Annotated in this window: 22 protein-coding genes and 1 tRNA gene; 3 read left to right on the forward strand and 20 right to left on the reverse strand. The window is 69.8% G+C overall.

The features are described from left to right. Positions 1–5: 5 nt before the first annotated feature. From NXI30_26205 to rpsF, 9 genes are all read right to left on the reverse strand, one after another. A complete protein-coding gene (locus NXI30_26205) occupies positions 6–1,508 on the reverse strand; it encodes a Mur ligase family protein (GenBank protein ID MCR9097727.1) in 1,503 nt (500 codons plus the stop codon). A gap of 8 nt (positions 1,509–1,516) precedes the next feature. Next, on the reverse strand, positions 1,517–2,677 hold the full coding sequence (locus tag NXI30_26210; GenBank protein ID MCR9097728.1) for a beta-lactamase family protein: 1,161 nt from the start codon (positions 2,675–2,677) through the stop codon (positions 1,517–1,519). Between the two features lie 30 nt (positions 2,678–2,707). Then, complete coding sequence (locus NXI30_26215) at positions 2,708–3,625, reverse strand: LD-carboxypeptidase (GenBank protein MCR9097729.1); 918 nt, start codon at positions 3,623–3,625, stop codon at positions 2,708–2,710. After that, entirely contained in the window at positions 3,626–5,200 is a 1,575-nt protein-coding gene (gene dnaB, locus NXI30_26220; GenBank protein ID MCR9097730.1) for a replicative DNA helicase, read from the reverse strand. 175 nt (positions 5,201–5,375) lie between these two features. Further along, positions 5,376–5,888 (reverse strand): hypothetical protein, encoded by a 513-nt coding sequence (locus NXI30_26225; GenBank protein MCR9097731.1) that lies wholly within the window; start codon positions 5,886–5,888, stop codon positions 5,376–5,378. Next, positions 5,885–7,303, reverse strand: coding sequence for a beta-lactamase family protein (locus NXI30_26230; GenBank protein MCR9097732.1), 1,419 nt, complete (start codon positions 7,301–7,303; stop codon positions 5,885–5,887). Before NXI30_26230 ends, NXI30_26225 begins: the two co-directional genes overlap by 4 nt. 150 nt (positions 7,304–7,453) lie before the next feature. Next, positions 7,454–8,032: a 50S ribosomal protein L9 gene (rplI, locus tag NXI30_26235; protein ID MCR9097733.1), complete on the reverse strand. Its 579-nt coding sequence runs from the start codon at positions 8,030–8,032 to the stop codon at positions 7,454–7,456. 93 nt (positions 8,033–8,125) lie between these two features. Continuing rightward, the gene (rpsR, locus tag NXI30_26240) at positions 8,126–8,395 is read right to left on the reverse strand and encodes a 30S ribosomal protein S18 (protein MCR9097734.1); all 270 of its coding nucleotides are present in this window, start codon (positions 8,393–8,395) and stop codon (positions 8,126–8,128) included. A gap of 305 nt (positions 8,396–8,700) precedes the next feature. Further along, positions 8,701–9,297: a 30S ribosomal protein S6 gene (gene rpsF, locus NXI30_26245; GenBank protein ID MCR9097735.1), complete on the reverse strand. Its 597-nt coding sequence runs from the start codon at positions 9,295–9,297 to the stop codon at positions 8,701–8,703. Between the two features lie 349 nt (positions 9,298–9,646). On the opposite strand from rpsF, the gene NXI30_26250 reads away from it, so the two are divergent. Further along, positions 9,647–10,477, forward strand: coding sequence for an arylamine N-acetyltransferase (locus NXI30_26250; GenBank protein MCR9097736.1), 831 nt, complete (start codon positions 9,647–9,649; stop codon positions 10,475–10,477). Between the two features lie 136 nt (positions 10,478–10,613). On the opposite strand, the gene pdxT is transcribed toward NXI30_26250, so the two are convergent. From pdxT to pth, 4 genes are all read right to left on the reverse strand, one after another. Further along, positions 10,614–11,192, reverse strand: a complete 579-nt coding sequence (gene pdxT / locus NXI30_26255; protein ID MCR9097737.1) for a pyridoxal 5'-phosphate synthase glutaminase subunit PdxT — start codon at positions 11,190–11,192, stop codon at positions 10,614–10,616. Between the two features lie 59 nt (positions 11,193–11,251). Next, positions 11,252–12,175: a pyridoxal 5'-phosphate synthase lyase subunit PdxS gene (gene pdxS, locus NXI30_26260; protein ID MCR9097738.1), complete on the reverse strand. Its 924-nt coding sequence runs from the start codon at positions 12,173–12,175 to the stop codon at positions 11,252–11,254. Between the two features lie 31 nt (positions 12,176–12,206). Beyond that, positions 12,207–13,766 (reverse strand): PLP-dependent aminotransferase family protein, encoded by a 1,560-nt coding sequence (locus NXI30_26265; GenBank protein MCR9097739.1) that lies wholly within the window; start codon positions 13,764–13,766, stop codon positions 12,207–12,209. Positions 13,767–13,846: 80 nt separating this feature from the next. Then, complete coding sequence (gene pth, locus NXI30_26270) at positions 13,847–14,419, reverse strand: aminoacyl-tRNA hydrolase (protein ID MCR9097740.1); 573 nt, start codon at positions 14,417–14,419, stop codon at positions 13,847–13,849. A 368-nt stretch (positions 14,420–14,787) separates the two neighbouring features. Between pth and NXI30_26275 the strand changes: the two genes are divergently transcribed. Further along, on the forward strand, positions 14,788–16,056 hold the full coding sequence (locus NXI30_26275; protein ID MCR9097741.1) for an MFS transporter: 1,269 nt from the start codon (positions 14,788–14,790) through the stop codon (positions 16,054–16,056). Positions 16,057–16,157: 101 nt separating this feature from the next. On the opposite strand, the gene NXI30_26280 is transcribed toward NXI30_26275, so the two are convergent. The 7 genes from NXI30_26280 to NXI30_26310 form a co-directional block, all read right to left on the reverse strand. Beyond that, positions 16,158–16,829: a 50S ribosomal protein L25 gene (locus NXI30_26280; protein ID MCR9097742.1), complete on the reverse strand. Its 672-nt coding sequence runs from the start codon at positions 16,827–16,829 to the stop codon at positions 16,158–16,160. 129 nt (positions 16,830–16,958) lie between these two features. Beyond that, on the reverse strand, positions 16,959–17,894 hold the full coding sequence (locus tag NXI30_26285) for a ribose-phosphate pyrophosphokinase (protein ID MCR9097743.1): 936 nt from the start codon (positions 17,892–17,894) through the stop codon (positions 16,959–16,961). A gap of 140 nt (positions 17,895–18,034) precedes the next feature. Beyond that, a tRNA-Gln gene (locus tag NXI30_26290) sits at positions 18,035–18,109 on the reverse strand. A 20-nt stretch (positions 18,110–18,129) separates the two neighbouring features. Next, the gene (locus NXI30_26295; protein ID MCR9097744.1) at positions 18,130–19,104 is read right to left on the reverse strand and encodes a 4-(cytidine 5'-diphospho)-2-C-methyl-D-erythritol kinase; all 975 of its coding nucleotides are present in this window, start codon (positions 19,102–19,104) and stop codon (positions 18,130–18,132) included. Continuing rightward, positions 19,101–19,373 carry a DUF1844 domain-containing protein gene (locus NXI30_26300; GenBank protein MCR9097745.1) on the reverse strand — a complete coding sequence of 91 codons (273 nt, stop codon included), beginning with the start codon at positions 19,371–19,373 and terminating at the stop codon, positions 19,101–19,103. The genes NXI30_26295 and NXI30_26300 overlap by 4 nt, the downstream gene beginning before the upstream one ends. Before the next feature lie 5 nt (positions 19,374–19,378). Continuing rightward, positions 19,379–20,014, reverse strand: a complete 636-nt coding sequence (locus tag NXI30_26305; GenBank protein ID MCR9097746.1) for a CDP-alcohol phosphatidyltransferase family protein — start codon at positions 20,012–20,014, stop codon at positions 19,379–19,381. A 39-nt stretch (positions 20,015–20,053) separates the two neighbouring features. Next, entirely contained in the window at positions 20,054–20,347 is a 294-nt protein-coding gene (locus NXI30_26310; GenBank protein ID MCR9097747.1) for a hypothetical protein, read from the reverse strand. A 242-nt stretch (positions 20,348–20,589) separates the two neighbouring features. On the opposite strand from NXI30_26310, the gene NXI30_26315 reads away from it, so the two are divergent. Next, positions 20,590–21,420, forward strand: a complete 831-nt coding sequence (locus NXI30_26315; protein ID MCR9097748.1) for an outer membrane protein assembly factor BamD — start codon at positions 20,590–20,592, stop codon at positions 21,418–21,420. Positions 21,421–21,673 lie beyond the last annotated feature (253 nt).

Consider the following 21,673-nt stretch of genomic DNA (forward strand, 5'->3'; position numbering starts at 1 on the left):
TCGCGTCAGTCCGCCGCCTCGAGCGCGGCGAGCAGCTTCTCCCAGATCCCGCCGAAGGCCCCGTTGCTCATCACGAGCACGACGTCCCCGTCGCGCCGCCCCGACACGACCCAGTCCACGATCTCGTCGATTCCGGCGAAGGCGGCGGCATCGCGCCCGCGCGCCCGCAGCTCCTCGGCGACGGCCCGGGCCGAGAGCGTCTCGCTCACTTCGCCCGTGATGCTGTAGATCGGATCGTCGCCCACCTCCGCGATCGCGGTGCGATCCGCCGCCATCAGCGCGTCGACGTAGTCGTCCTGGAAGAGCTTCCGCCGGCTCGTGTTCGTGCGCGGCTCGAGGAGCGCGACGACTCGGCTTCCCACGTGGCGCTGGGCGATCGCTTCGATCGTGCCCTTCACGGCGGTCGGATGGTGGGCGAAGTCGTCGATGACCGTGACGCCGGCGGCGACGCCGCGGACCTCCTGGCGTCGCTTCACGCCCTGATGGTGGGGAAGTGCGGCGGCCAGCTCCGCGACCGGAACCCCCTCCGCCGTGAGGGCCGCGAAGACGCCGGCGACGTTTTCCGCGTTGTGGGCACCGAAGAGCGGGCTCATGATCGAGTGGCGTTCGCCGGAGGCGCGATCGGTCAGGGTGAAGCGCAGACCGCCGGCTTCCGGCGTCAGCTCGGAGGCCCACCAGACGATGCCCTCCGGCGGTATCTCGCCCGGGGAGCGCTCGACCCCGTAGCCCACGACCGGGCAGGCCGCGTCCGAGACCACGTCGCGCACGCCGTCGTGGGCGAGCGCCGCCACGATCCGGGCGTCCGGCGCGAGACTCCCGACGAGCTCGCGGAACGCCTCCTTCACGTGATCGAGGTCGCGGTAGATGTCCGCATGGTCGAACTCGACGGAGGTCAGGATCAGGGTGTCCGGCTTGTAGTGCAGGAATTTGGGCGTCTTGTCGAAGAAGGCCGTGTCGTACTCGTCGCCTTCCACCACGAAGTGCTCGCCCTCCCCTTCGCGGAAGGAGCCGTCGAAGTCGAGGCTGATCCCGCCGACGAGGAGCGACGGCTCTCGGCCCGTCGCGAGAAGCAGCTGCGCCGCCAGGTTCGTCGTCGTCGTCTTCCCGTGGGTCCCGCTGACCGTGATGCAGTGGCGCCGCGCGATCGCGAGCTCGTAGAGGGCATCGGAGAAGGAGCGGTAGGGCACACCGGAATCGATCGCAGCGACCGCTTCCGGGTTGTCCGCGCGGACCGCGTTGCCGATCACGACCAGGTCCGGCGCGAGACCGCTCGGCCCGGGCTCGAGATGCGCCGGGTCGAAGCCCTCGTGGGGCGTGATCCCCCAATCCGCCAGCGCCGTCGACATCGGCGGGTAGAGCTTCTTGTCCGAGCCCGTGACCTCGATCCCGCGCGCCTTGACGAGTCCGGCGAGCGAACCCATGCCCGTCCCGCCGATCGCGACGAAGTGGACGCGGCGGAGGGCGTCGGCGTCGAAGGGTCGCTGAGGGTCCGGCGTCGCGACGCCCATCGCTGGCCTCAACCCGCCGTGAAGGCGTCGACGATCGCGTCGTGGATCTTCGGCCGGAGGGTGAACTTGCTCCGCTTCACGACCTGATGGATCCGGTTCGTGAGCATCACGACGATCAGCTCGCGCTCGAGATCGATCCAGAGCGACGTTCCCGTGAAGCCGGTGTGGCCGACCGACTTTTCGCTGAAGAGCTCGCCGGAGGTCGACACGCCCTTGGTCGGGGTATCCCAGCCGAGCGCCCAGTCCGAGGACTCGGGCAGGGACTGCTTCTCGCAGAACTCGCGGACCCGCTCCGGCGGAAGCGACTCGTTCCGCCCGTGAAACGCGTCGAGGAAGAGCTGACCGAAGCGCATCACGTCGTCGGCGGTGGAAAAGAGGCCGGCGTGGCCCGCGACGCCGCCCATCGCGGAGCAGTTCGGGTCGTGGACCTCGCCCCAGACGATCCGTTCGCGCCAGGCACAGTTCTCGGTCGCCGCGACCCGGCGGCGGATCGCCTCGGGCGCCGCCTGGGAGCCGTCGACGGGGATCGGGAAGAAGCGCGTATCGACGAGCCCGAGGCGCGTGAAGATCCGCGACTCGCAGAACTCGTCGAAGGGCTGCTTGGCCACCTCTTCGACGAGGGCCGACAGCGTGATGAAGTTGAGATCGCCGTAGACGGCCGCGGCCCCGGGCTCGTGGACCGGCGCGCTTCGCAGCACGCGGTCGACGATCCAGGCCTTGCCCTCGGGCGTCCCGATCAGGCGTTCGCCGGTCTTGCGTTCCTTCTGGATCAGCAGATCGTGGAACTCACGGACGGGCTTGAGGCCCGCGGAGTGCGTCAGGAGGTGGCGGATCGTGACCTCCTCCTTCCCTCGTTCGGCGAACGTCGGCAGGACCTTCGCGACCGGGTCGTCGAGGGCGATCGAGCCCTCTTCGACGAGCAGCATGATCGCCGTCGTGGTCGCGATCGGCTTCGTCAGCGATGCGAGGTCGAAGATCGTGTCCCGGCGCATCGGCAGCCGCTCGGGCCGCGCCGCCGCGAGCCCGCGGACCCAGGCGTACTCGAGGATCTCGCCCTCGCGCGGCATCCGGGCCAGCACGACCGCGCCCGGGATCTCCTGCTTCTCGATCGCCTTGTCGAGCGCGGTCTCGACCTTGCCGAGCTTGCGCTCGATCAGACTCCGCTTCATGCGTGCCTACCCCCCCGTTCGACGCGGACCCTACCGCGAAGTGACCGCGGCTTCCAGAAGCTCGAGCTCACCCCGCGCCCCGTCGAGGGCCGCCCGTCCGGCGAAGGGCCAGGGGCGGTTCTCGGCGCCGTGACCGAAGGGCAGCCCGGCGACCACGGGCACGCCGAGGGGCCCGAAGACCTCCTCGCAGAGGCGCTCCACCGTCCACTCCGGGGCCCGCTCGTCGTCGCAGTCGGTGAAGCTGCCGAGGGCCACACCGACCAACCGATCGAGCTTTCCGGCCGCCTTCAGCTGCTGGAGCATCCGATCGACGCGGTACGGGAGCTCGGTCACGTCCTCGAGCATCAGGATCGAGTCCCGCGTGTCGATCTCCCAGGGCGTCCCGAGACTCGCCACGCAGACCGTCAGCGAGCCGCCGACGAGGCGCCCTTCCCCCCAGCCGTCGGCCATCGTCTTGCCCTCGTAGCGCGGCAAGGGCCCCGTCCCCTGGAGCGCGCGCACGAGCGCCGAGCCCGCCTCGCCGTCCAGGGTTCCCGGCTTCTCGCACATCGGACCGTGGATCCCGAGCAGCCCCGCCTTCTTGCGCTGCCAGAGCAGCAGGGTCGTGATGTCGCTGTAGCCGACGAGGGGCTTGGCGGCCTTGCGAAAGGCGTCGGCGTCGAGCCGTTCGATGATCCGGTGGCAGCCGTAGCCGCCGCGCGCGCAGACGATCGCGTCCACGTCGGGATCGTTCACGAACCCCATCAGCTCGTCGGCGCGGCGCGCGTCCGAGCCGGCCAGGTAGCCGTCGCGATCGAGGACGTCGTCCCGAGTCACGACCTCGAAGCCGAGGCCGCGCAGTCGCGTGCGCCCGCTCTCGAGGGCATCGGGATCGAGCGGCCCGGCCGGCGCGGCGAGGGCGATGCGCGCGCCGGGTCGGATCGCGCGAGGTCGTCGAAGGCTCGGCATCTAGAAGGCCGGCTCCGTATCCGAGCCGAAGCCGTCGCCACCGGCCCCGCCGAAAACGTCCGGCCCCCCGTATCCGCCGTCGTCCGGCGGCGGCGGGGCGAAGTCGCCACCGGGCGCGTCCTCGTAGGGGTTGTCCGAGAGCGGCCAGTCGCGGAACTGCGCGAAGCGGCCTTCGAACTCGAGCTTGACCGTGCCCGTCGGACCGTTGCGCTGCTTGGCGATGATCAGCTCGGCGAGGTTCTCGTACTCCGTCTCTTTGTTGTAGACGATGTCCCGGTAGATGAAGGCGATCACGTCCGCGTCCTGCTCGATCGCGCCGGACTCGCGCAGGTCGGCGAGCATCGGTCGCTTGTCGTCCTTGCGCGTCTCCGGTCCGCGATTCAGCTGGGAGAGCGCGATCACGGGCACGTCGAGCTCCTTCGCCAGGCCCTTCAAGCCGCGCGAGATCTCCGAGATCTCCTGCTCGCGGCTCTGGGTGTTGCGGTCGCCGCGGGCGAGCTGGAGGTAGTCGACGATCACGCAGTCGAGGCCGCTCATCGAGTGGAGCCGCCGACACTTGGCGCGCATCTCGAGCACGGAGGCGGCGCCCGTGTCGTCGATCCAGATCCCGGCCTCCGCGAGTCGCCCCGCCGCGGTCATCAGCCGCGAGTGGGCCTCCGTCGAGATCAGCCCGCTCCGGAAGAGACCGAAGTCCACCTGGGAGTCGGTGGAGAGCATGCGCATGACGAGCGAGCGGGTCGTCATCTCGAGCGAGAAGATCGCGACCTTCTTGCCGTGGTCGATCGCCATGTTGCGGCCGACGTTGAGCGCGAAGGCGGTCTTCCCCATCGAAGGCCGCGCCGCGAGGATGAAGAGGTCGCCGCCCTGCAGCCCGCCCGTCATCTCGTCGAGCTTCTCGTAGCCCGTGGTGAGCCCCGTCAGCTCGCCCGACCGGTTCATCAGCATGTCGATGTGATTGACCGCGTCGTGCATCTCGACGGACATGGGCGATAGGCTCGAGCTCGCCTTCTCCTTCGAGAGCGCGAAGATCTTGCTCTCCGCTTCGTCGAGGAGCGAGTTCGCCTGCTCCCCGGCCTCGTAGCCGAGGGCCACGATTTCGGAGGCGGTCGAGATCAGATGGCGCTTGATCGCGCACTCGCGGACGATCTTCGCGTAGTGGACGATGTTCGCCGGGGTCGCCTCGTAGTCGGCGATCTCCGCCAGGGCGACCGGGCCGCCGACGCTGTCGAGGAGCGACTCCCCCTTCAGGTAGGCAGCCAGGGTGGTCAAGTCGACCGGCTCGTTGTCGTCGCGCAGCCGCGTCATCGAGCGGTAGAGCATCTGGTGGGACGGGTGGTAGAAATCGTCCTCACCGACCTCGGTCACGACCGCGTGGATCGCGTCGTTGTCGAGCAGGATCGCGGAGAGGACGGCCTTCTCGGCTTCGATGTCGTGGGGCGGGACGCGGCCGGAGAGCTCTTCGATCCCGACGTCTCGGACGGAGTCGCCTCGCCCGCGGCCGTAGCTCCGCCGATCGTCGCCTCCGCGGGTCCCTCCTCGTCCTTCGCGATCCCCGTCCCTACCGAAGTCGGCCAATGGAACTCCCCTGCTCACCCGTCCCTCTGAACCCGGACGCGCTCCACGCGCGTGGGTGCCCGTCAGCGGGCCCCGCAGCCTGCTCCGGCACGATCGATCGACGCCGCGGGAGGGGTGCGATCTCGCATGATACCACCCGCCCTAGGGGGTGGGATGGGCGACTCGATCGAAGCCTCTATCGACCCGCCGCTTCCATGGATTCCATCGCCTTCGCACGGTAGCGAGCCATGTCCTTCTCGAAGACCTTCATGTCGAAGGCGGACTCGGTCCGGAACTCGAGCAGCTTCACGCCGTCGGGCCCCGCGCGATAGGCGTAGACCTGCTCGGCCGGAAGAAAGAACCCGTCGCCGGGTCCGAGCTCCCGCTTCCCCATGACGATGCCCCCGGACACGATGTAGTAGAGGCAATCGGACGAATGGCTGTGCCGGGGCAGGACGTAGCCGGGCGCGAAGTCGATCTCGACGAGGCTGAGGCCGCCCGGCCCCTGCTGCCGGAACGGGACCGTGAGCTTCCCCGCGGCGACCATCCGCTCCATCTCGCGCTCGGTCGCCGGAGTGTCGTCGGCGCCCTCCTCGGTGAAGGACATCGCGTCCATCATGCCGGCCTCTTCGAGCGTCGGCGCCGAGGCGGCGGTGAAGATCGTCATGCGGCCCTGTTCGATCGCCTGGGATTTTTCGGTCTCGCTCATGATCTCTCCGAAGGGTTCGCGCTGGGGAAGGAAGGATCCTCTCCCGAGCGTATCGAAATCCGGGACGCACCCGACCCGTCCGGGCGCGCCCGACTCGCAGGTCCGTCGGTCGCGAGACGAGGATCCGCGGAGAGCGCCTCGTAGACGGCCGCCTGGAAGGCCCAACGGACGGGGCGCGCCTCTCCGCCCGGGACCATGAAGACCAGGATCAGATCGAGGGCGGGGTCGACCTGCCACCAGGTCCCGAAGATGCCGGGCCAGGCGAAGGCCCCGATGGAGGCGACGCCCAGCTCGGCGGTCGCGACACCTTCGATCTCCTTGACGGCGACGCCGAGTCCGAAGCCCTGCCCCGCCCAGAAATCGACCTGGTTCGCGAAGGGTTCGCCGCGACGCTGGTCCGCCGAGAGGTGGTTGCGGGTCATCGTGGCGACCGATGCCTCGGAGAGGATCCGCACCTCGCCGAGTCGTCCGCCCCCGTGCAGCATGCGAGCGAAGCGCAGGTAGTCGTCGGCGGTCGAGTAGAGCCCCCCCGCCGCGGCGGGAAAGCCGGGGATCTCCGCCTCGGAGGGAATCCACGAAGGGGGCACGCTGCCCAGGTCCTGCAGGCGAGCGAAGCGACCGAGCTTGGCCTCGGGGATCCTGAAATCGGTATCGACCATCCCGAGCGGCGCGAAGATCCGTTCGCGGACGAAGTCGGGATACTTCTGACCGGAGACCCGCTCGACGAGGATGCCCAACACGTCGAAGGAGTTTCCGTAGAGGAACGTGCTCCCGGGCTCGGCCGCGAGCGGGAGCGCGCCGACCCAGGACAACCACGCGTCGTAGCCCGCCGCGTTCTTCGCGTCGGCCGCCATCAGCGCCCTGCGCAGCGGCCCCTCCGGCGTTCTCGGCGTGGCGATGCCCGCGCTGTGGGTCAACAGGTCGACGACCCGGATCGACCGCGCCGCGGGCACCGCGGTTTCCAGCGCCGCCGTGGGATCCCGGAGGACCGTCGGCGCGGCGAGCTCGGGCAGCCAGGGGTCGATGGCGTCGTCGAGCCGGAGCCTGCCCTCGTCCACGAGGATCATCGTCGCGACCGCGGTGATCGGCTTCGTCATCGACGCGATCCGAAAGATCGAATCCCGCTGCATCGCGATTCCGGCGGCCGGATCCTGGAGCCCGACCGCCGCCGCGTGGACGACCTCGCCCCGGTGATGGACCAGCGTGACGACCCCGCCGACCGCGCCGCGATCGACGGCGGCCTGCATCGCCTCCGTGATCGAGGTCTGCGCGGCCTGGCCGATCGTCTCGGGGGCCTGATCGACGCCCGGGACGACGACGCAGGCGAGGCCCCAGGCCACCACCGCGACGCTCGCGAGCCACCGCCCGAATCGGGTGATCGATCCGCGAAGCCTGCGTCCTTCGAATGCGGCCATGCCTTCGCTCCTCCTCCGTTCGTTGCTCCCGGAGCTTGGCATATCCGCGCCGGACCGCTGCGGCACGACGGGACCGAGGGCCGCACGAACGAAAACGCCCGCCCCGCTCTCGCGGGACGGGCGTTCGATCGTTCGAAGCGAGGGAAGGACTCAGTCCTCGTTCTTCGTCTCGTCGTCGCCGTCGTCGGCCGAGGCCTCCGCGGCGGGCGCTCCGGGCTCGGCGCCGAGGCTGCCACTCGCCCCTTCGTCCGTGACCTCCGCCGACGGCGGCGGTGCACTCGCGGCGAGGACGGTGACCTTGAAGTCGGCCATGACGTCGCTGCGCAGGCGGACGGCGACCGTGTGCTCGCCGACGGTCTTGATCGGCTCGGAGAGCTGGATCTTGCGCTTGTCGACCTCGAGCCCCTGCTCGGCGATCAGCTCCGCGAGGTTCGCGGCCGTGACCGAACCGAAGAGCTTCCCTTCGTCGCCGGCCTGGGCCACGGTCTCGAGCTTCATGCCGTGGAGCTTCGCCTTGACGGCGTTCAGGTCCGACAGCTCCTTCGCGAGCTTCTCGTTGATGACCCGCTTCTGGTGCTGGACCTCGTTCACGCGCTCGGCGGTGGCGATCATCGCCTTGCCCTGCGGAATGAGGAAGTTGCGCGCGTAGCCCGGCTTGACCGAGACGATGTCTCCCGCGTCACCGAGGGCGTGCACGTCTTCGCTGAGGATGACCTGGACCGTGCCCATGTCGATCTCCTTGTTGCGTCGCGACTCACCCCGTCCGGCATGCGTGCCTCGATCGCGAAGCGATCGAAAGTGGAGCGTCGCGAAGCGATCGAATTAGAAGTGCGAGGGCGCCATGGGCAGCATCGCGAGCTGCCGGGCGCGCTTGATCTCGATCGCGAGACCGCGCTGGTGCTTCGCACAGGTCCCGGAGATGCGCCGCGGCGTCATCTTCCCGGTCTCCGTGATGAACAGGCGCAGCGTCTTCACGTCCTTGTAGGAGATCGTCAGGTTCTTGTCGGCGCAGAAGCGACAGACCTTGCGGCGCTGGAACATGCCCTTGCGCTTGGCCTGCTTGCGGGCCTTCTTCCGCGCGGCGGCGCGCAGGCGCCCCTTCACGGTCAGCGGCGCCCGGGCGGGTCGCTCCGGTCGGTCACCACGGTCCCCTCGATCTCCTCGGTCGGGTCGATCACCGCGGTCCTCGCGGCGCGGGGGGCGGTCGCGGTCGGCGGCGGGACCCGCGGGCGGGCCTCCCGGTCCACCACGGGGACCGGACGGCGGGCCACCAGCGGGGCCGGAGGGCGGGCCGCCAGCCGGGCCGGACGGCGGAGTCGATCCGCCGGCAGGGCCGGAGGGCGGGGTCGGGTTGCCACCAGCGGCGGGGCCGCTGGGCGGCTGCGGCGTGTCTTCGCTCACGACTGCTTCTCCTCATCGGCAGCGGGGGTTTCTTCGGCCGGCGCGGCGGGCTCTTCGGACGGCGCTTCGGCGGCCGGCGCGGCCTCGCCTTCGCCTTCTCCATCACCATCACCTTCACCTTCGGCAGCTTCGCCGGCGGTGGCGGCCGCAGCAGCGGCTTCGGCCGCAGCCTGGCGCTCGGCCTCTTCCTGCTCGCGGCGGGCCGCGGCTTCCTCGGCCTCGCGCTGGGCGCGCTCGGCGGCGCGCTTCTGCTGCTCGACCTCGGCCTCGGCGGCCACGGTCTTGCGTCCTTCGACGTCCTCGACTTCCTCGGTCACGAGGATCGTCAGGAAGCGAAGCACCGACTCCTCGAGGCGCAGGGCGCGCTCGATGTCCGGGACGACGGCGCCGTCGTCGAGGAACTGGAGCGTGTAGTAGTGGCCCTTGTGGAACTTGCGGATCTCGTAGGCGAGCTTGCGCTTGCCGTGATCCTCACACATGAGCCGCGTAGAGCTGCCGGCGTCGAGGACCCCGTCGAGCTTCGACAGGATGGCCTGGCTGCCTTCGTCCGAGATCTCGGGCTGGACGATGAATGTCGTTTCGTATTCCCGCAAGACGTTCCTCCTGGACGGCCGCCCTCTCCATTTCCGTCGCATCGGAGCATCGGAGAAGAAGAGCTGACCGGGCCATCCTTGTTTTCCACCGTGCGACTCACCGGAGCGCACGGAGCCGAGCCGCGGCGGGTTTCCGCGGATCGAATGGATGACCGAGGTGATGGGTTGATTGAAGGGGCGTGCAGGCCAGAACGGCGGCCCACCCCGCTGTCGGAAGCGCCTATGGGTACCACAGGTACGCACATCCGGACAAGGGCCGCGATCGCGATTCAACCCCCCGAATCTACAGCGGATTCCCCGCTCCCGGCCGGACTGGCCGCGCCCCCTCGGGCAGGCCACCCTTCCGACCATGGACATCACGCCCTACCTCGACCGGGTCGGCGTCTCCGGGCCGCTCCGGACCGACGAGGACACCCTCATCCGGCTCCACGAGGCGCACCTCCGGACCTTCCCGTACGAGAACCTCGACATCCAGCTGGGCCAGCGAAAGTCCATGGATCCGGAGCGCTGGCAGCGGCGCCTCGTGGACGAGCACCGCGGCGGCTGGTGCTACGAGATGAACGGGCTCTTCTCGTGCGTGCTCCGGGAGATCGGCTTCCGGGTCGACCGACTCGGCGGCGGCGTCTACCGCGATCGCCTCGGCGACGAATCCGTGGGCAATCACATGGTCCTGCTCGTCGATCTCGAACGACCGATGATCGCGGACGTCGGCCTCGGCGACGGCCCCTTCCACCCGTTCCCGCTCGAAGCGAGGCGTTGGTCCGAGGGCGCGTTCGCGTTCGGTCTGGAGCGGGCCGACGGGAGCTGGTGGCGCTTCCACAACCACGAGCATGGCCTGGCGAAGAACTTCGACTTCCAGGAGAAGCCCTGGGCTCTCGAAGACTACGCGCCGACCAGCGCGCAGCTCCAGGACGGAGAGGAGTCGGTCTTTCGGGCCCTCGCCATGACGTTCCGCCGCGACCCGGAGCGCATCCGCGGGCTCCGCGACCTGACGGCCATCGTGATCGAGAACGGCACGCTGGCCGAACGACGGATCGAGACCCTCGAAGACTACGCCGCCACGCTGACGCCCCTCATCGACTTCGAGCTCGGGGACGACCTGCCGCGGCTGTACACCCAGGTGCGTCACCGCGTAGCGGAGCGGAAGAGGCTCGAAGAGGCGCTCGCGAGCGACGCCTGAAGTCTCCGCTCGGCTTCGCCACCGTGACCGTGCCGTCGACGGTTCGGGATGCGGCCACGACGGAGTCGACGTCCGGGCCACGCGCCCGCGCCGCGGGTCCGAGGCGCTGCACGCGCTCCCGCCGAGCCCCGCGTCCTCAGCCCTCGAGCAGCAACGCGTGGACCCGCAGGTCCTCGGTCAGCTCCGGATGGAACGTGCAGGCGAAGCGGTTGCCCTGTCGCACCAACACGGGCGCCCCGTCGACGCGCGCGAGCACTTCGACGCCCTCCCCCGGCGCGTGCAGCAGGGGCGCGCGGATGAAGACGCACTCCATGTCCGCGAAGTCGCCGGCCGGGTCGGGGTCGGCGGGCGCCACGAAGGAATCGGCCTGCGTGCCGTAGGCGTTCCGCTCGGCCTCGACGTCGACGAGCCCGAGGGTCGGCACCGGATGATTCCGGGACTCGCGCGAGAGCAGGATCGCCCCCGCACACGTGCCCAGGACCGCCCCGCCCGCCTCGGCGAACTCCTGGATCGGCTTGACCAGCTCGTGTCGGACGAGTCCCTTCGAGATCGTCGTGCTCTCACCGCCGGGCAGGATCAGCCCCGCGAGCCCCGCGAGGTGCTTCGGGGCGAGGACACGCCGTCCTTCCGCGCCGAGGCGCTCCAGGGCCGCGAGGTGTTTCTCGATGTCGCCCTGGATGCCCAGGACGCCGACGATCGGAGGGGAAGCGGACACGTCGATCTCCAGACCGGTGACGCCGCCGACCCGGAGGTCCCGGGTCGGCGGCGCCGCGACTACCAGCCGCGGTTCGCGAGGCGCTCGCTCTCCGCGAGGGTCTCCATCTCGAGCCCCTCCATCGCGCTGCCGAGACCGCGCGACGCGTTCAGCACCTCTTCCGGGTCGTCCCAATGGGTGCAGGCATGCACGACGGCCCGAGCGCGCTTCTCCGGATCCGCGCTCTTGAAGATGCCCGAGCCGACGAAGACGGCTTCGGCGCCGAGCTGGCGACAGAGGGCCGCGTCCGCCGGCGTGGCGACGCCACCGGCCGCGAAGTTCGGGACCGGGAGCTTGCCGTGCTCGTGCACGTACTGGACGAGCGCGTGCGGCGCGCCCATGTCGCGCGCAGTCGACATCAGCTCTTCTTCCGGGAGCGCCTGGACGGCGCGGATCTCGCCGCAGACCGTGCGCAGGTGGCGCACCGCTTCGACGATGTTGCCGCTGCCGGCCTCCCCCTTCGTGCGGATCATCGCCGCGCCCTCGCCCACGCGCCGCAGCGCCTCGCCGAGGTTCCGTGCGCCGCAGACGAAGGGCACGCGGTAGTCGTGCTTCGCGATGTGGTGCTCGTCGTCGGCGGGGGTGAGGACCTCGCTCTCGTCGATGAAGTCGACGCCCATGGCTTCGAGGACTCGCGCCTCGGAGATGTGACCGATCCGGACCTTCGCCATCACGGGGATCGAGACGCACTTCTGGATGCCCTCGATCATCTCGATGGCGCTCATCCGCGCGACGCCGCCGTCCTTGCGGATGTCGGAGGGGACGCGCTCGAGCGCCATCACGGCGCAGGCGCCCGCTTCCTCGGCGATCTTCGCCTGCTCCGGGTCGACGACGTCCATGATCACGCCGTTCTTCATCATCTCGGCGAGGCCGACCTTCAACTCGAAGGCATCCGCCCCTCGGCGCAGCGCGCCGTTGCCATTGGCTCCATTGTGTTCGGACATGGGGTTCTCCTTGAAAGAACTGGGTGAGTGGTCAGAGGTGGTTGCCGGGTCGTCGTCCCGCCGATCGGCGGGCATCCCGGGATCGCTCCACGACTTCGCCCAGGGCCGCGACACCCCGCGCGATCTCGTCTTCGTTGGCGGCCGCGACGGTCAGCCGAAGCGCGCTCGACGGCCGCGCATCGGGCATGAAGAGCGTGCCCGGCGAGAAGAGCACACCCGCCCGCGCCGCTTCGGGCAGCAGGTCACGCGTGTCGATCCCGTCCGGCAGCTCGACCCAGAGCTGGTAGCCGCCATCGGGGGTCGTCCATCGCGTACCCGCCGGCATCGACTTCGACAACGCTTCTTCGAGCGCCGCATGTCGCGCACGCAGCACCTTGCGAATCCTCGCAAGATGCCGGTCGTAGCCACCGGATCGCACGAAGCGGGAGAGCCCCGCCTGGAGCAGCATCGCGTCGGAGAGATCCGTCGCGTGCTTGAGCGCGACGAGCCCTTCCAGGACGCGCCCCCGCGCCGAGAGCGAACCGACGCGCACGCCGGGGAAGAGCGACTTCGAGAACGAGAAGAGCAGGACGACGAGCCCCGCCTCGTCGAGGGCGGCGAGCGGCGGGATCTCTTCACCGCGGAAGCGCAGGTCGAGCTCGAACCCGTCTTCGATCACCGGAACGCCGTGCCGCTCCGCGATCTCGAGGATCTGCTTGCGGCGCGCGAGGCTGGTCGTGGTCCCGAGCGGATTGTGGAAGCTCGGGATCGTGTAGAAGGCCTTCACCTCGGGCTTCGCGAGCACCCGGTCGAGGGACTCGGGCTCGGCGCCCTCTTCGTCCATCGCGACCGGCGCCGCGGTCAGCCCGAGCCCCGCGAAGGACGAGAGCACGTTCGCGTAGGTCGGCACCTCGACGGCGACCTGATCTCCGGGCTGCGTGAAGAGCCGCAGCGCGAGCGAGATGCCCTGACTCGCCCCGTGACAGAGCACGTGCTCCTCGGCGGCGTGGCGGATGCCGAAGAGACCGAAGCGTTCGGACATCGCCCGACGCAGCTCGACGTCCCCCTCCGGCGAGGCGTAGGAGAACAGCTCGGCCCCCTCTTCGCGGAGCGCCGCGTCGACGCACGCACGGAACTCGTCGATCGGATAGAAGCGCGGGTCGGGGATCAGGCGGTGGAGGGCGACCGTGTCCCCGTCCGGCGCGAAGCGCGGGCGCAGATTCTCGAGCGTGATCAGCCGCTCGACCTGCGGCGACAGCGCGAGCTCGATCTCCCGATCCGCGCGCTCGTGCGAGACCGCGCCCCCCGAGCCCCCGGAGGCGCCGTTGCGCGCGGCCTCGGCCCAGGAGACCAGCGTCGAGCGCACGAAGGTGCCGGCGCCGACGCGCGCCTCGACCCACCCCTCCTCGGCGAGGGATTCGTAGGCGAGGGCGACCGTGTCCCGATGGACACCGAGCTCGCCGGCGAGGGTCCGGATGGCCGGGAGCCGCTCGCCGGGCTCCCGGCCGCCGGACTCGATCGACTGCCGGAGCTGCCGCGCGATCTGCTGGTACGCGGGCTCCGGACTCGCTTCGTCGATCGCGAGATGGGTCTGTGCGCTGGGGGACGCCATGAAGGCGGACAGTATCAGCCGGACAAAGACCCGACAATCCCAATTGTCCGGATAAAACGGATCGAATGGATCCGGACAATCTACGATCGGGCGTTGAATGTTCCCATGGCGGGCTCGAATCCGTCCGCCGCAATCCCCTCGATCGCGTCGGCGGCCCGCTCGATCGCCTCCTCGAGGACGGCCTCCTCCTCGCCGGGGAACGGCGAGAGCACGTAATCGACCACGGCCTGTCCGCCCTGCCCCGGATGCCCGACGCCGAATCGCAGCCGCCGAATCGCCCGGGTCTCGAGGACCGTCTGGATGTCCCCCATGCCGCGATGGCCCCCGGCGCCGCCGGACGGCCGCAGCCTGATCCGTCCCGTCGGCAGATCCAGGTCGTCATAGACGACGACGAGGTCACGCGAGGGGTCGAGCGCCGACCACCGTTCGAGCGCCGCCGCCACGCTCCGACCGGAGCGGTTCATATAGGTCTGGGGTGCGAGAAGGAGCGCAGGCGCGCCCCCGAGCGTCACCCTCGCGACGCGGGCCTCGAGCGCCGTGTCGTCGGACCAATCGGCCGACTGGCGCACCGCCAGTCGCTCGAGCACGAGGAAGCCGGCGTTGTGACGCGTGTGGGCGTACTCGGGCCCGGGATTGCCGAGACCGACGATCAGCCACGCGGGCCGGGCCGCGACATGGGCTGCGTCGCGGTCGACCGCCTGCTCGGATCCGGACGCCCGCGAACCCGAGAACGCGCGCAGGAGCCCCCGAACGAAGTCACGCCACCCGCCGCTCAACGCTTCCTCCTGCCGGCACGGCCATCGCACAGGCCGATGTGTCGACGACGCACCCGGACCGTCCACGCTGGACGCCTCCGCCCGGGCGCACGCCACGCGGGAGCGTATCGGATCCGACTGGAGTAGCGTCCGCGGCCCGACGGAACGCCTCGTGGTCTTCGACGCGATCTACGCGAGCGGGCGAGCCGACGAACGGAGCGAGCGCGCCCGCCGGCGTTCCCTGCCAGGCGACGGCCTTCGACGACATGACCCGCTTGATCGCGCCGATTCTCGCGCTGCTGGCGAGTACCTCACTGCTGCTGATGGGCAACGGCCTGCAGGGCACGCTGCTCCCGGTTCGAGGCGCCCTCGAGGGCTTCTCGCCGACGTCGCTGGGCGTTCTGGGCTCCGCCTACTTCCTGGGATTCGCCGGCGGCTGCTTCGCCGGACCACGCATCGTCGAGCGGGCAGGACACATCCGCGCCTTCGCCGCCGTCGTCGCGATCGCCTCGACCACCGTGCTTGCGCACGCGATCGTGACCGAACCAGCGGTGTGGTGGGTCCTGCGCGTCATCACCGGCATCTGCTTCGCCACGCTCTTCATGATCATCGAGAGCTGGCTGAACGAGAAGTCGAGCAACGAAGAGCGCGGGCTCGTCTTCTCGATCTACACGATCATCCAGCTCTCCGTGATCACGATCGGTCAGATGCTGCTGGTGCTCGACGAGCCGTCCCGGTTCCCGCTCTTCGCAGCGGCGTCGATCCTGATCTCTCTCTCGGCCGTTCCGCTCGCGCTCACCCGTGCCGACGCACCCGGTCCGATCGAATCGGCACGCATCGATTTCGCTCACCTCTACCGGACCTCGCCGATCGGTGTCGCAGGCTGTCTCGTGGTCGGTCTGACGAATGGCTCGTTCTGGTCCCTCTCGCCGCTCTTCGTCCAGTCGGGCGGCGGCAAGGAGACGCAGGTCGCGCTCTTCATGAGCGCGGCGGTGGTCGGCGGCGCGATCGGGCAGTGGCCGCTCGGGACCCTCTCCGACCGGATCGACCGCCGACGCGTGATCCAGGCCGCCGGACTCGGGGCGGCGGCCTTTGGACTCGCCCTGTCGGGGCTCGCCCAGGCCGCGGCGACTCCGTGGCCATGGATCGCGGCGGCGGGGTACGGCGTCTTCGCCTTCCCCCTCTACGCGATCTCGGTCGCCCACACGAACGACTTCGTGGAGCCCGCCCGGTACGTGGAAGCCGCCAGCGGGTTGCTTCTCGTCTTCGCGACGGGGGCCGTCGTCGGCCCGCTCGTCGCCTCCACGTTGATGCACGCCTGGGGCGCGAGTGCCCTGTTCGCTCTCACCGCGGCGATCCACGGAGCGCTGGTCCTCTACGTGATCGTGCGCATGCCGCTCCGCGCGCGGCCCGCCGAAGCGGACCGCATCGCCTTCACCGACGCCCTGCTCGTGAGCACGACGACGTCGAGCGTCGACCCGCTCGTCCCCGAGGTCGAGGAAGAGCACCGGGAACGACCGGTTCCGAGAGACTGAATCGCGCGACCCGTCGGGGACGCGTCGAATCGCCGTGCCGCCCGAGCGAACCCGGGCGACCGCCGATCCGTCGTCGCTGCCGACGTGGCTGCCGCCGCCGATCAGTCGTCGCTGCCGCCGTCGCCGTCGCCGTCGTCCGCCGGTGCGTCGTCGCCGCCGGCCTCGGCCGCCTCTTCGCCGCCTTCCTCGTCCTCGTTGGCCGAATCGCGGAGACCGCGCGGAATGAGGACGGTCGCCACGGTCAGCTCGCCTTCCGTCGCCATGTCGATCCCGTCGGCGACGCCGAGGTCGCGCACGTGGAGCGAGTCACCGAGCTCCATGCCCGACACGTCCGCCTCGACGTCGTCCGGAATCGCGTTCGGCAGGCACATGAGGGTGACCTCGCGCATCTGCTGGTCGAGCACGCCACCGAGGACGACGCCCGCCGGGGTGCCGGTGAGGTGGATCGGGACCGAGACCTCGATCTTCGTCGTGAGGTCGACCTCGTAGAAGTCGACGTGGACCAGCTTGCCGCGCACGGCCTCGCGCTGGAGCTCCTTCGCGATCACCGTCTTGCCGCCGGCGTCGGATCCCTCCAGATCGATCAGCGTGTTCACGCCGGCGTGGCTCGTCTCGATCAGCCGCTCGAAGCCCGCCGAGTCGATCTGGATCGCGGTCGCCTCACGGCCCCCGCCATAGACCACCGCCGGCACCAAGCCCCTTCGTCGCAGCTCGCGCGCCGCGCCCTTGCCGCGCGTCTCCCGCGCCTCGACAGCGAAACTCACATCACCCATGTCGTTCTCCTCGTCGGTCCGGCCATCCTCGGAACAAGAGCCGAGGATGTCGTCGAGACCGACCTCTCGGTCGTCCCTGTGAAGCGCAACCGACCACCTGCGTCGGCGCACCGTTCTGGGATGGAAGGTCTAGAAGAGGGAGCTGACGCTCTCCTCGTTGTTGATCCGTCGAATCGCCTCGCCGATCGGAGCGGCGACCGAGACGACGTGAAGCTTGCCCATGTCCACCGCGTCGGGGCGGAGCGGGATGGTGTCGGTGACGATCACCTGGTCGAGCGGCGATTCGGCGATCCGCTTGAGCGCGGGGCCGGAGAGCACCGGGTGCGTGATCGCGGCGTGAACCGCGGTCGCGCCCTCGTCGATCAGGCTGCGAGCCGCTTCGCAGAGCGTGCCGGCGGTGTCGACCATGTCGTCCACGATGATGCAGGTCTGGCCCTGCACGTTGCCGATGATGTTCATGACCTCGGCGACGTTCGCGACCTCGCGGCGCTTGTCGATGATCGCCAGATTGGCGCCGAGCCGCTTCGCGTAGGCCCGGGCGCGCTCGGTGCCGCCGGCGTCCGGCGACACGACCGTCACGTTCGAACCGATGCGGCGCTCGATCGCGTCGAGCATGAGGCGAGTCGAGTAGAGGTTGTCGACCGGAATGTTGAAGAAACCCTGGATCTGGCCGGAGTGGAGGTCCATGCAGAGCAGGCGATCCGCGCCGGCGGTCTGGATCAGATCCGCGCAGAGCTTCGCCGTGATCGGCACGCGGGGCCGGACCTTACGGTCCTGGCGGGCGTAGCCGTAGTAGGGGATGACCGCGGTGATGCGGCGGGCCGACGCGCGCTTCAGCGCGTCGATCATGATGAGCATCTCCATCAGGTGGGTGTTCTGCGGCGCGCAGGTCGACTGCAGCGTGAAGCAGTCGAGTCCGCGCACGTTCTCGCCGATCTCGATCGCGCACTCGCCATCGCTGAACGTCCCGACCTCGGCGCGTCCGAGCTCGATGTCGAGATACGCCGCCACCGAACGGGCGAGCGCGACGTTCGCGTTCCCACTGAACAGCTTGAGATCCTGCATGCGTCTCGCCTTCTGGGTGGTGTTGCCCATTGCTTGGTCGGTCAGAGAGTCGTGGTGGGCCAGCGGCCGGTCACGGTCGGCGCCGCATCGCGGCTCAGTTGCGTCTTAGGCGCCCAACCGTCCCTTTCACTTGGTCAGAGTGGCTGGGGCGGTAGGATTCGAACCTACAAATGGCGGCTCCAAAGGCCGCTGCCTTACCATTTGGCGACGCCCCAAGAAAACGTTTCGTATCCAGTCAGTTGCCCGAGACGACCCGCGTCACACAGAGCCAGGCGTCGTCTTCGTTCGACGTGTCTTTCGGATCGGAGGAAGGGCCCGGTCGCTTCAGTGCGGCCGCCGCTTCTTCGGCGTCGGTCGCGTTCTGGAAGACGCCGAAGACCGTGCCCCCGCTCCCGGACATCCCGACGCCGATCGCGCCGGCCTCACGGAGACGGTCGAGCCATCGACCGATCGGGGGGCACAGGCGAATCGCGGCGGGTTCGAGATCGTTGACCAGCAGCTCCCCGAGGGCGTGTCTCCAAGCCCCCGTTTCGCCCGCCAGTCCCGAAATCGCCCGCATCGTAGAACCTGCCCCCGAAGCCGTCAACGAATCCTGCAGCACGTCGGCAACTCGGTAGACCTCCGCCGTTGCGACGGAAATCCCGGGATTGGCCAGGACGAGATCGAGGGCCGGAACCCCCGCCATGGGCTCGATCTGCTCCCCGATCCCGGTGACCAGCGCCGGCTCCGGCGCCAGGAAGTACGGCACGTCCGCCCCGAGTCCGAGCGCGACCTCGGCCAGATCGGCCGGAGCGCCCCCGATCAGCTCCGAGAGCGCGCTGAGCACCGTACCGGCGTCGCTCGACCCGCCGCCGAGCCCCGCACCGGCCGGGATCCACTTGCGCAGCCGGACCTCGACCCGGCCCGCGAGCCCGTAGACGTCCCGAAACCGATCGATCGCCCGCACGACCAGATTGTCCGGCCCGCCGGTCACGGCGGCGAGGTCGCGGGACAACCCGGCCTCCGGCGGCGATTCGACGTGGAGCCAGGTCTCCGTGGCCGCCTCTGCCCACCAGCGCAGCTCGATCTCGTCGGCGAGGCCGAGCGGCACGAAGAGGCTCTCGAGCAGGTGGTACCCGTCGTCGCGGAGCCCGGTGAGCCGCAGGCCGAGATTGACCTTGGCGGGGGCGCGGAGCGTGAGCTGGCGATCCGGATCGGCGCTCGGGCTCACCGCTCCGTCTCGACGAAGCGCATCCGCAGCTCGTAGAGGAGCGAGTCGATCAGCTTCCGCTCCTCCTCGTCGAGGTTGCCCCGGGTCTTGTCCCGGATCATCTCGAGCGTGTCGATCGTCTGCTGGGCGACGAGCGGGTCCGCCTCGACCGTCTCGCCGGTCGCCGGGTCCGGCACCGCCCCGAGCTGATAGAGCGCCGTCGTCCCCAACGACAGCGCGAAGGTCGAGAAGTCGACCCGGGGCAGACCTGCGTCTTCCTGATCGGCCATGGTGTTCAGCGCTCCTCCGAAGGCGTGGCGCGATCGGCCGGCGATTCCCCGTCCTCGCGATCCAGGCGCCCCATCTCGCGGTAAGCGTAGAGGAAGCGTTGCCCGACCGTCACGCACGAGCCGACCGCGAGCAGGAGGAGGACGGGCTCGAGCCAGCCGGTCAGGCTCCCGATCGCGAGCAGCCCGATCCGCTCGCCCCGCTCCAGGAACCCACCGGGCATCCGGTCGATCAGGAGCTCCGCCCGCGCCTTCGCGTAGGACGTGAGGACCGTGGCGACCAGGACGAGCGCGCACAGCCCCGCCCAGCCGACCTCCCCCGATCGCTCGTAGAAGACCACGAGGCCGAGCATCGCGAGGATGTCCACGACACGATCGAGAGAGGAGTCGAGGAAGGCGCCGAAGCGGGTGGCGATCCCGAAATGGCGCGCGACGACGCCGTCGACGAGATCGAAGAAGCCGCCCGCGATCAGCAGGCAGCCCCCGGTCCGGAGCGCACCCGAGGCGAAGGCGAGTCCCGCAGCGCCGGCCACGAGGGTGCCGAAGACGGTCATCACGTCCGGCGAGATCGGACGCCAGAACAGGAAGGGGAAGGCCGTGTGGATCCACCCGTCGATGCGGTGGCCCAGCTTCTCCTTGATCATGGTCTCGGGAGCGCGAAGCGGCTGGCTCCGCGCCGCGGGCTAGCCGCCGAAGGACGTGCCGTCGCCACCGAAGCCGCCGCCACCGACGGTCGTCGGACCGCCGAAGGTCGGCGCCGCCGGCTCGGGCGTCGCGGCCGGCGCTTCTGCACCAGCGCTGTCGGCGTTCGCGCGGGCGGCTTCTTCCTCGGCCTCGAGCTCGGCCGCGGTCGTCATCTTGTCCGTCACGTCGGGCAGGGCCTCGAGGTGGGCGTCGACGTCCGTCTGCTCCACCCAGTCGCGCCGGCTGCTGAGCCGTCGATCGAAACGCAGGCGTTCCACCGATTCTCGATCCATGTCTTCGTTCTCCGTTGACCCGTCGGAACGGCGCCGCGCGGGGGGCGACCGGTTCGGCCCTGATGTGATCGGGGGCGACGGGGAATATGGGGCGCCGCACACTAGCAGCGACCGGGGGAATCCGTCCACCGAGGGCACCCCCGGACCCGATTCCGCGCAGGGACGGGAACCCCCCGCCCTTCGAGTGGGTCGAATTGACCGGTTCAACGCGCCCGGATAGGCTGCGCCCCCGGAGAGCCACCTTGTCGCCGATCGTCCCTTCCCGAGCCCGAACGCGTGCGCCCGTCCGCCCCCTGCGCGGACTGCGGCCCATCCTCCTGGCTGCCGCCGCCGCGGTCGCCCTCGCCGGCTGCGCGGGCGACACGGTCACCTTCGAAGAGGTGAAGCCGGCGGAGGAGCTCTACGCGGACGGGCTCGAGATCCTCAAGGGCCGCCGGATCCTCGGCATCTTCCCGAACACCGACTACGACGCCGCGATCGAGAAGTTCCAGGCGATCATCGACAACTACCCGTACAGCGACTACGAGGAGCGCGCCCAGCTCAAGATCGCCGATGCCTACTTCGCGGACGACCGCTTCGAGGAAGCCCTCTCCTACTACCAGGATTTCGCCGACCTCCATCCACAGCATTCGAAGGTCCCCTACGCCCTGCTCCGCGCGGCGAAGTGCCACTACAACCAGATCGAATCCGTCGATCGCGACCAGAGCTCGACCTTCGAGGCGACCGCGGCGCTCGAAAAGCTGATCCGCAACCACCCGTACGCGGAAGAGACGCGCGAAGGCGAGGAGATGATGGTCTCGCTGCGCACTCGGCTCGCCCAGAACATGCTGCACATCGCCGACTTCTATCTCGACCGGACCCACTGGCAGTCGGCGGCGGCGCGCTATCGCCGGGTCCTCGACGAGTATCCGGGCCTCGGAATGGACGCGAAGGCGCTCTATCGCCTCGGCGTCTGCCTCGAGAACATGCGCCGCGAGGACGAGGCCCTGCGCCTCTATCACGTGGTCGTCGAGAACTACGCGGAGACCTCGTCGGCACGGCGCGCGCGGGCGCGGATCGCGCGATCCGATTGATTACCGATCGGCGCGACGTGCCTCTCGACGCGCCCTTTCGGGGGCGCGTCTTGCGCTGAGGGCTCGCTTCTGGGGGCGGCGCTGCGCGGCTCTCGACTTGGGGCGTGGACCGAAGAATGCACCTCGGGTTCGGTCCCTCTCGGTCGGCTGGAAACAGGTACGAGCGTTCACGACGATCACGCGAAACGAGACCGGGAGTGGACACTCTCACGGGGCCGGCATCGCGGATCCGCCCGCTCGGCGAGCAGGCGCA

It is taken from the genome of bacterium (assembly GCA_024742285.1).
Classification (GTDB): domain Bacteria; phylum Myxococcota_A; class UBA9160; order UBA9160; family UBA4427; genus UBA4427.

Coding starts and splice junctions, on each gene's coding strand:
- NXI30_26230 (MCR9097732.1), bottom strand. CDS start 7,303: ATGGCCGCATTCGAAGGACGCAGGCTTCGCGGATCGATCACCCGATTC.
- NXI30_26300 (MCR9097745.1), bottom strand. CDS start 19,373: ATGGCCGATCAGGAAGACGCAGGTCTGCCCCGGGTCGACTTCTCGACC.
- NXI30_26225 (MCR9097731.1), bottom strand. CDS start 5,888: ATGAGCGAGACCGAAAAATCCCAGGCGATCGAACAGGGCCGCATGACG.
- NXI30_26210 (MCR9097728.1), bottom strand. CDS start 2,677: ATGAAGCGGAGTCTGATCGAGCGCAAGCTCGGCAAGGTCGAGACCGCG.
- NXI30_26215 (MCR9097729.1), bottom strand. CDS start 3,625: ATGCCGAGCCTTCGACGACCTCGCGCGATCCGACCCGGCGCGCGCATC.
- NXI30_26305 (MCR9097746.1), bottom strand. CDS start 20,014: ATGATCAAGGAGAAGCTGGGCCACCGCATCGACGGGTGGATCCACACG.
- NXI30_26310 (MCR9097747.1), bottom strand. CDS start 20,347: ATGGATCGAGAATCGGTGGAACGCCTGCGTTTCGATCGACGGCTCAGC.
- NXI30_26285 (MCR9097743.1), bottom strand. CDS start 17,894: ATGCAGGATCTCAAGCTGTTCAGTGGGAACGCGAACGTCGCGCTCGCC.
- rplI (MCR9097733.1), bottom strand. CDS start 8,032: ATGGGCACGGTCCAGGTCATCCTCAGCGAAGACGTGCACGCCCTCGGT.
- pdxS (MCR9097738.1), bottom strand. CDS start 12,175: ATGTCCGAACACAATGGAGCCAATGGCAACGGCGCGCTGCGCCGAGGG.
- NXI30_26265 (MCR9097739.1), bottom strand. CDS start 13,766: ATGGCGTCCCCCAGCGCACAGACCCATCTCGCGATCGACGAAGCGAGT.
- NXI30_26250 (MCR9097736.1), top strand. CDS start 9,647: ATGGACATCACGCCCTACCTCGACCGGGTCGGCGTCTCCGGGCCGCTC.
- NXI30_26280 (MCR9097742.1), bottom strand. CDS start 16,829: ATGGGTGATGTGAGTTTCGCTGTCGAGGCGCGGGAGACGCGCGGCAAG.
- NXI30_26205 (MCR9097727.1), bottom strand. CDS start 1,508: ATGGGCGTCGCGACGCCGGACCCTCAGCGACCCTTCGACGCCGACGCC.
- NXI30_26275 (MCR9097741.1), top strand. CDS start 14,788: ATGACCCGCTTGATCGCGCCGATTCTCGCGCTGCTGGCGAGTACCTCA.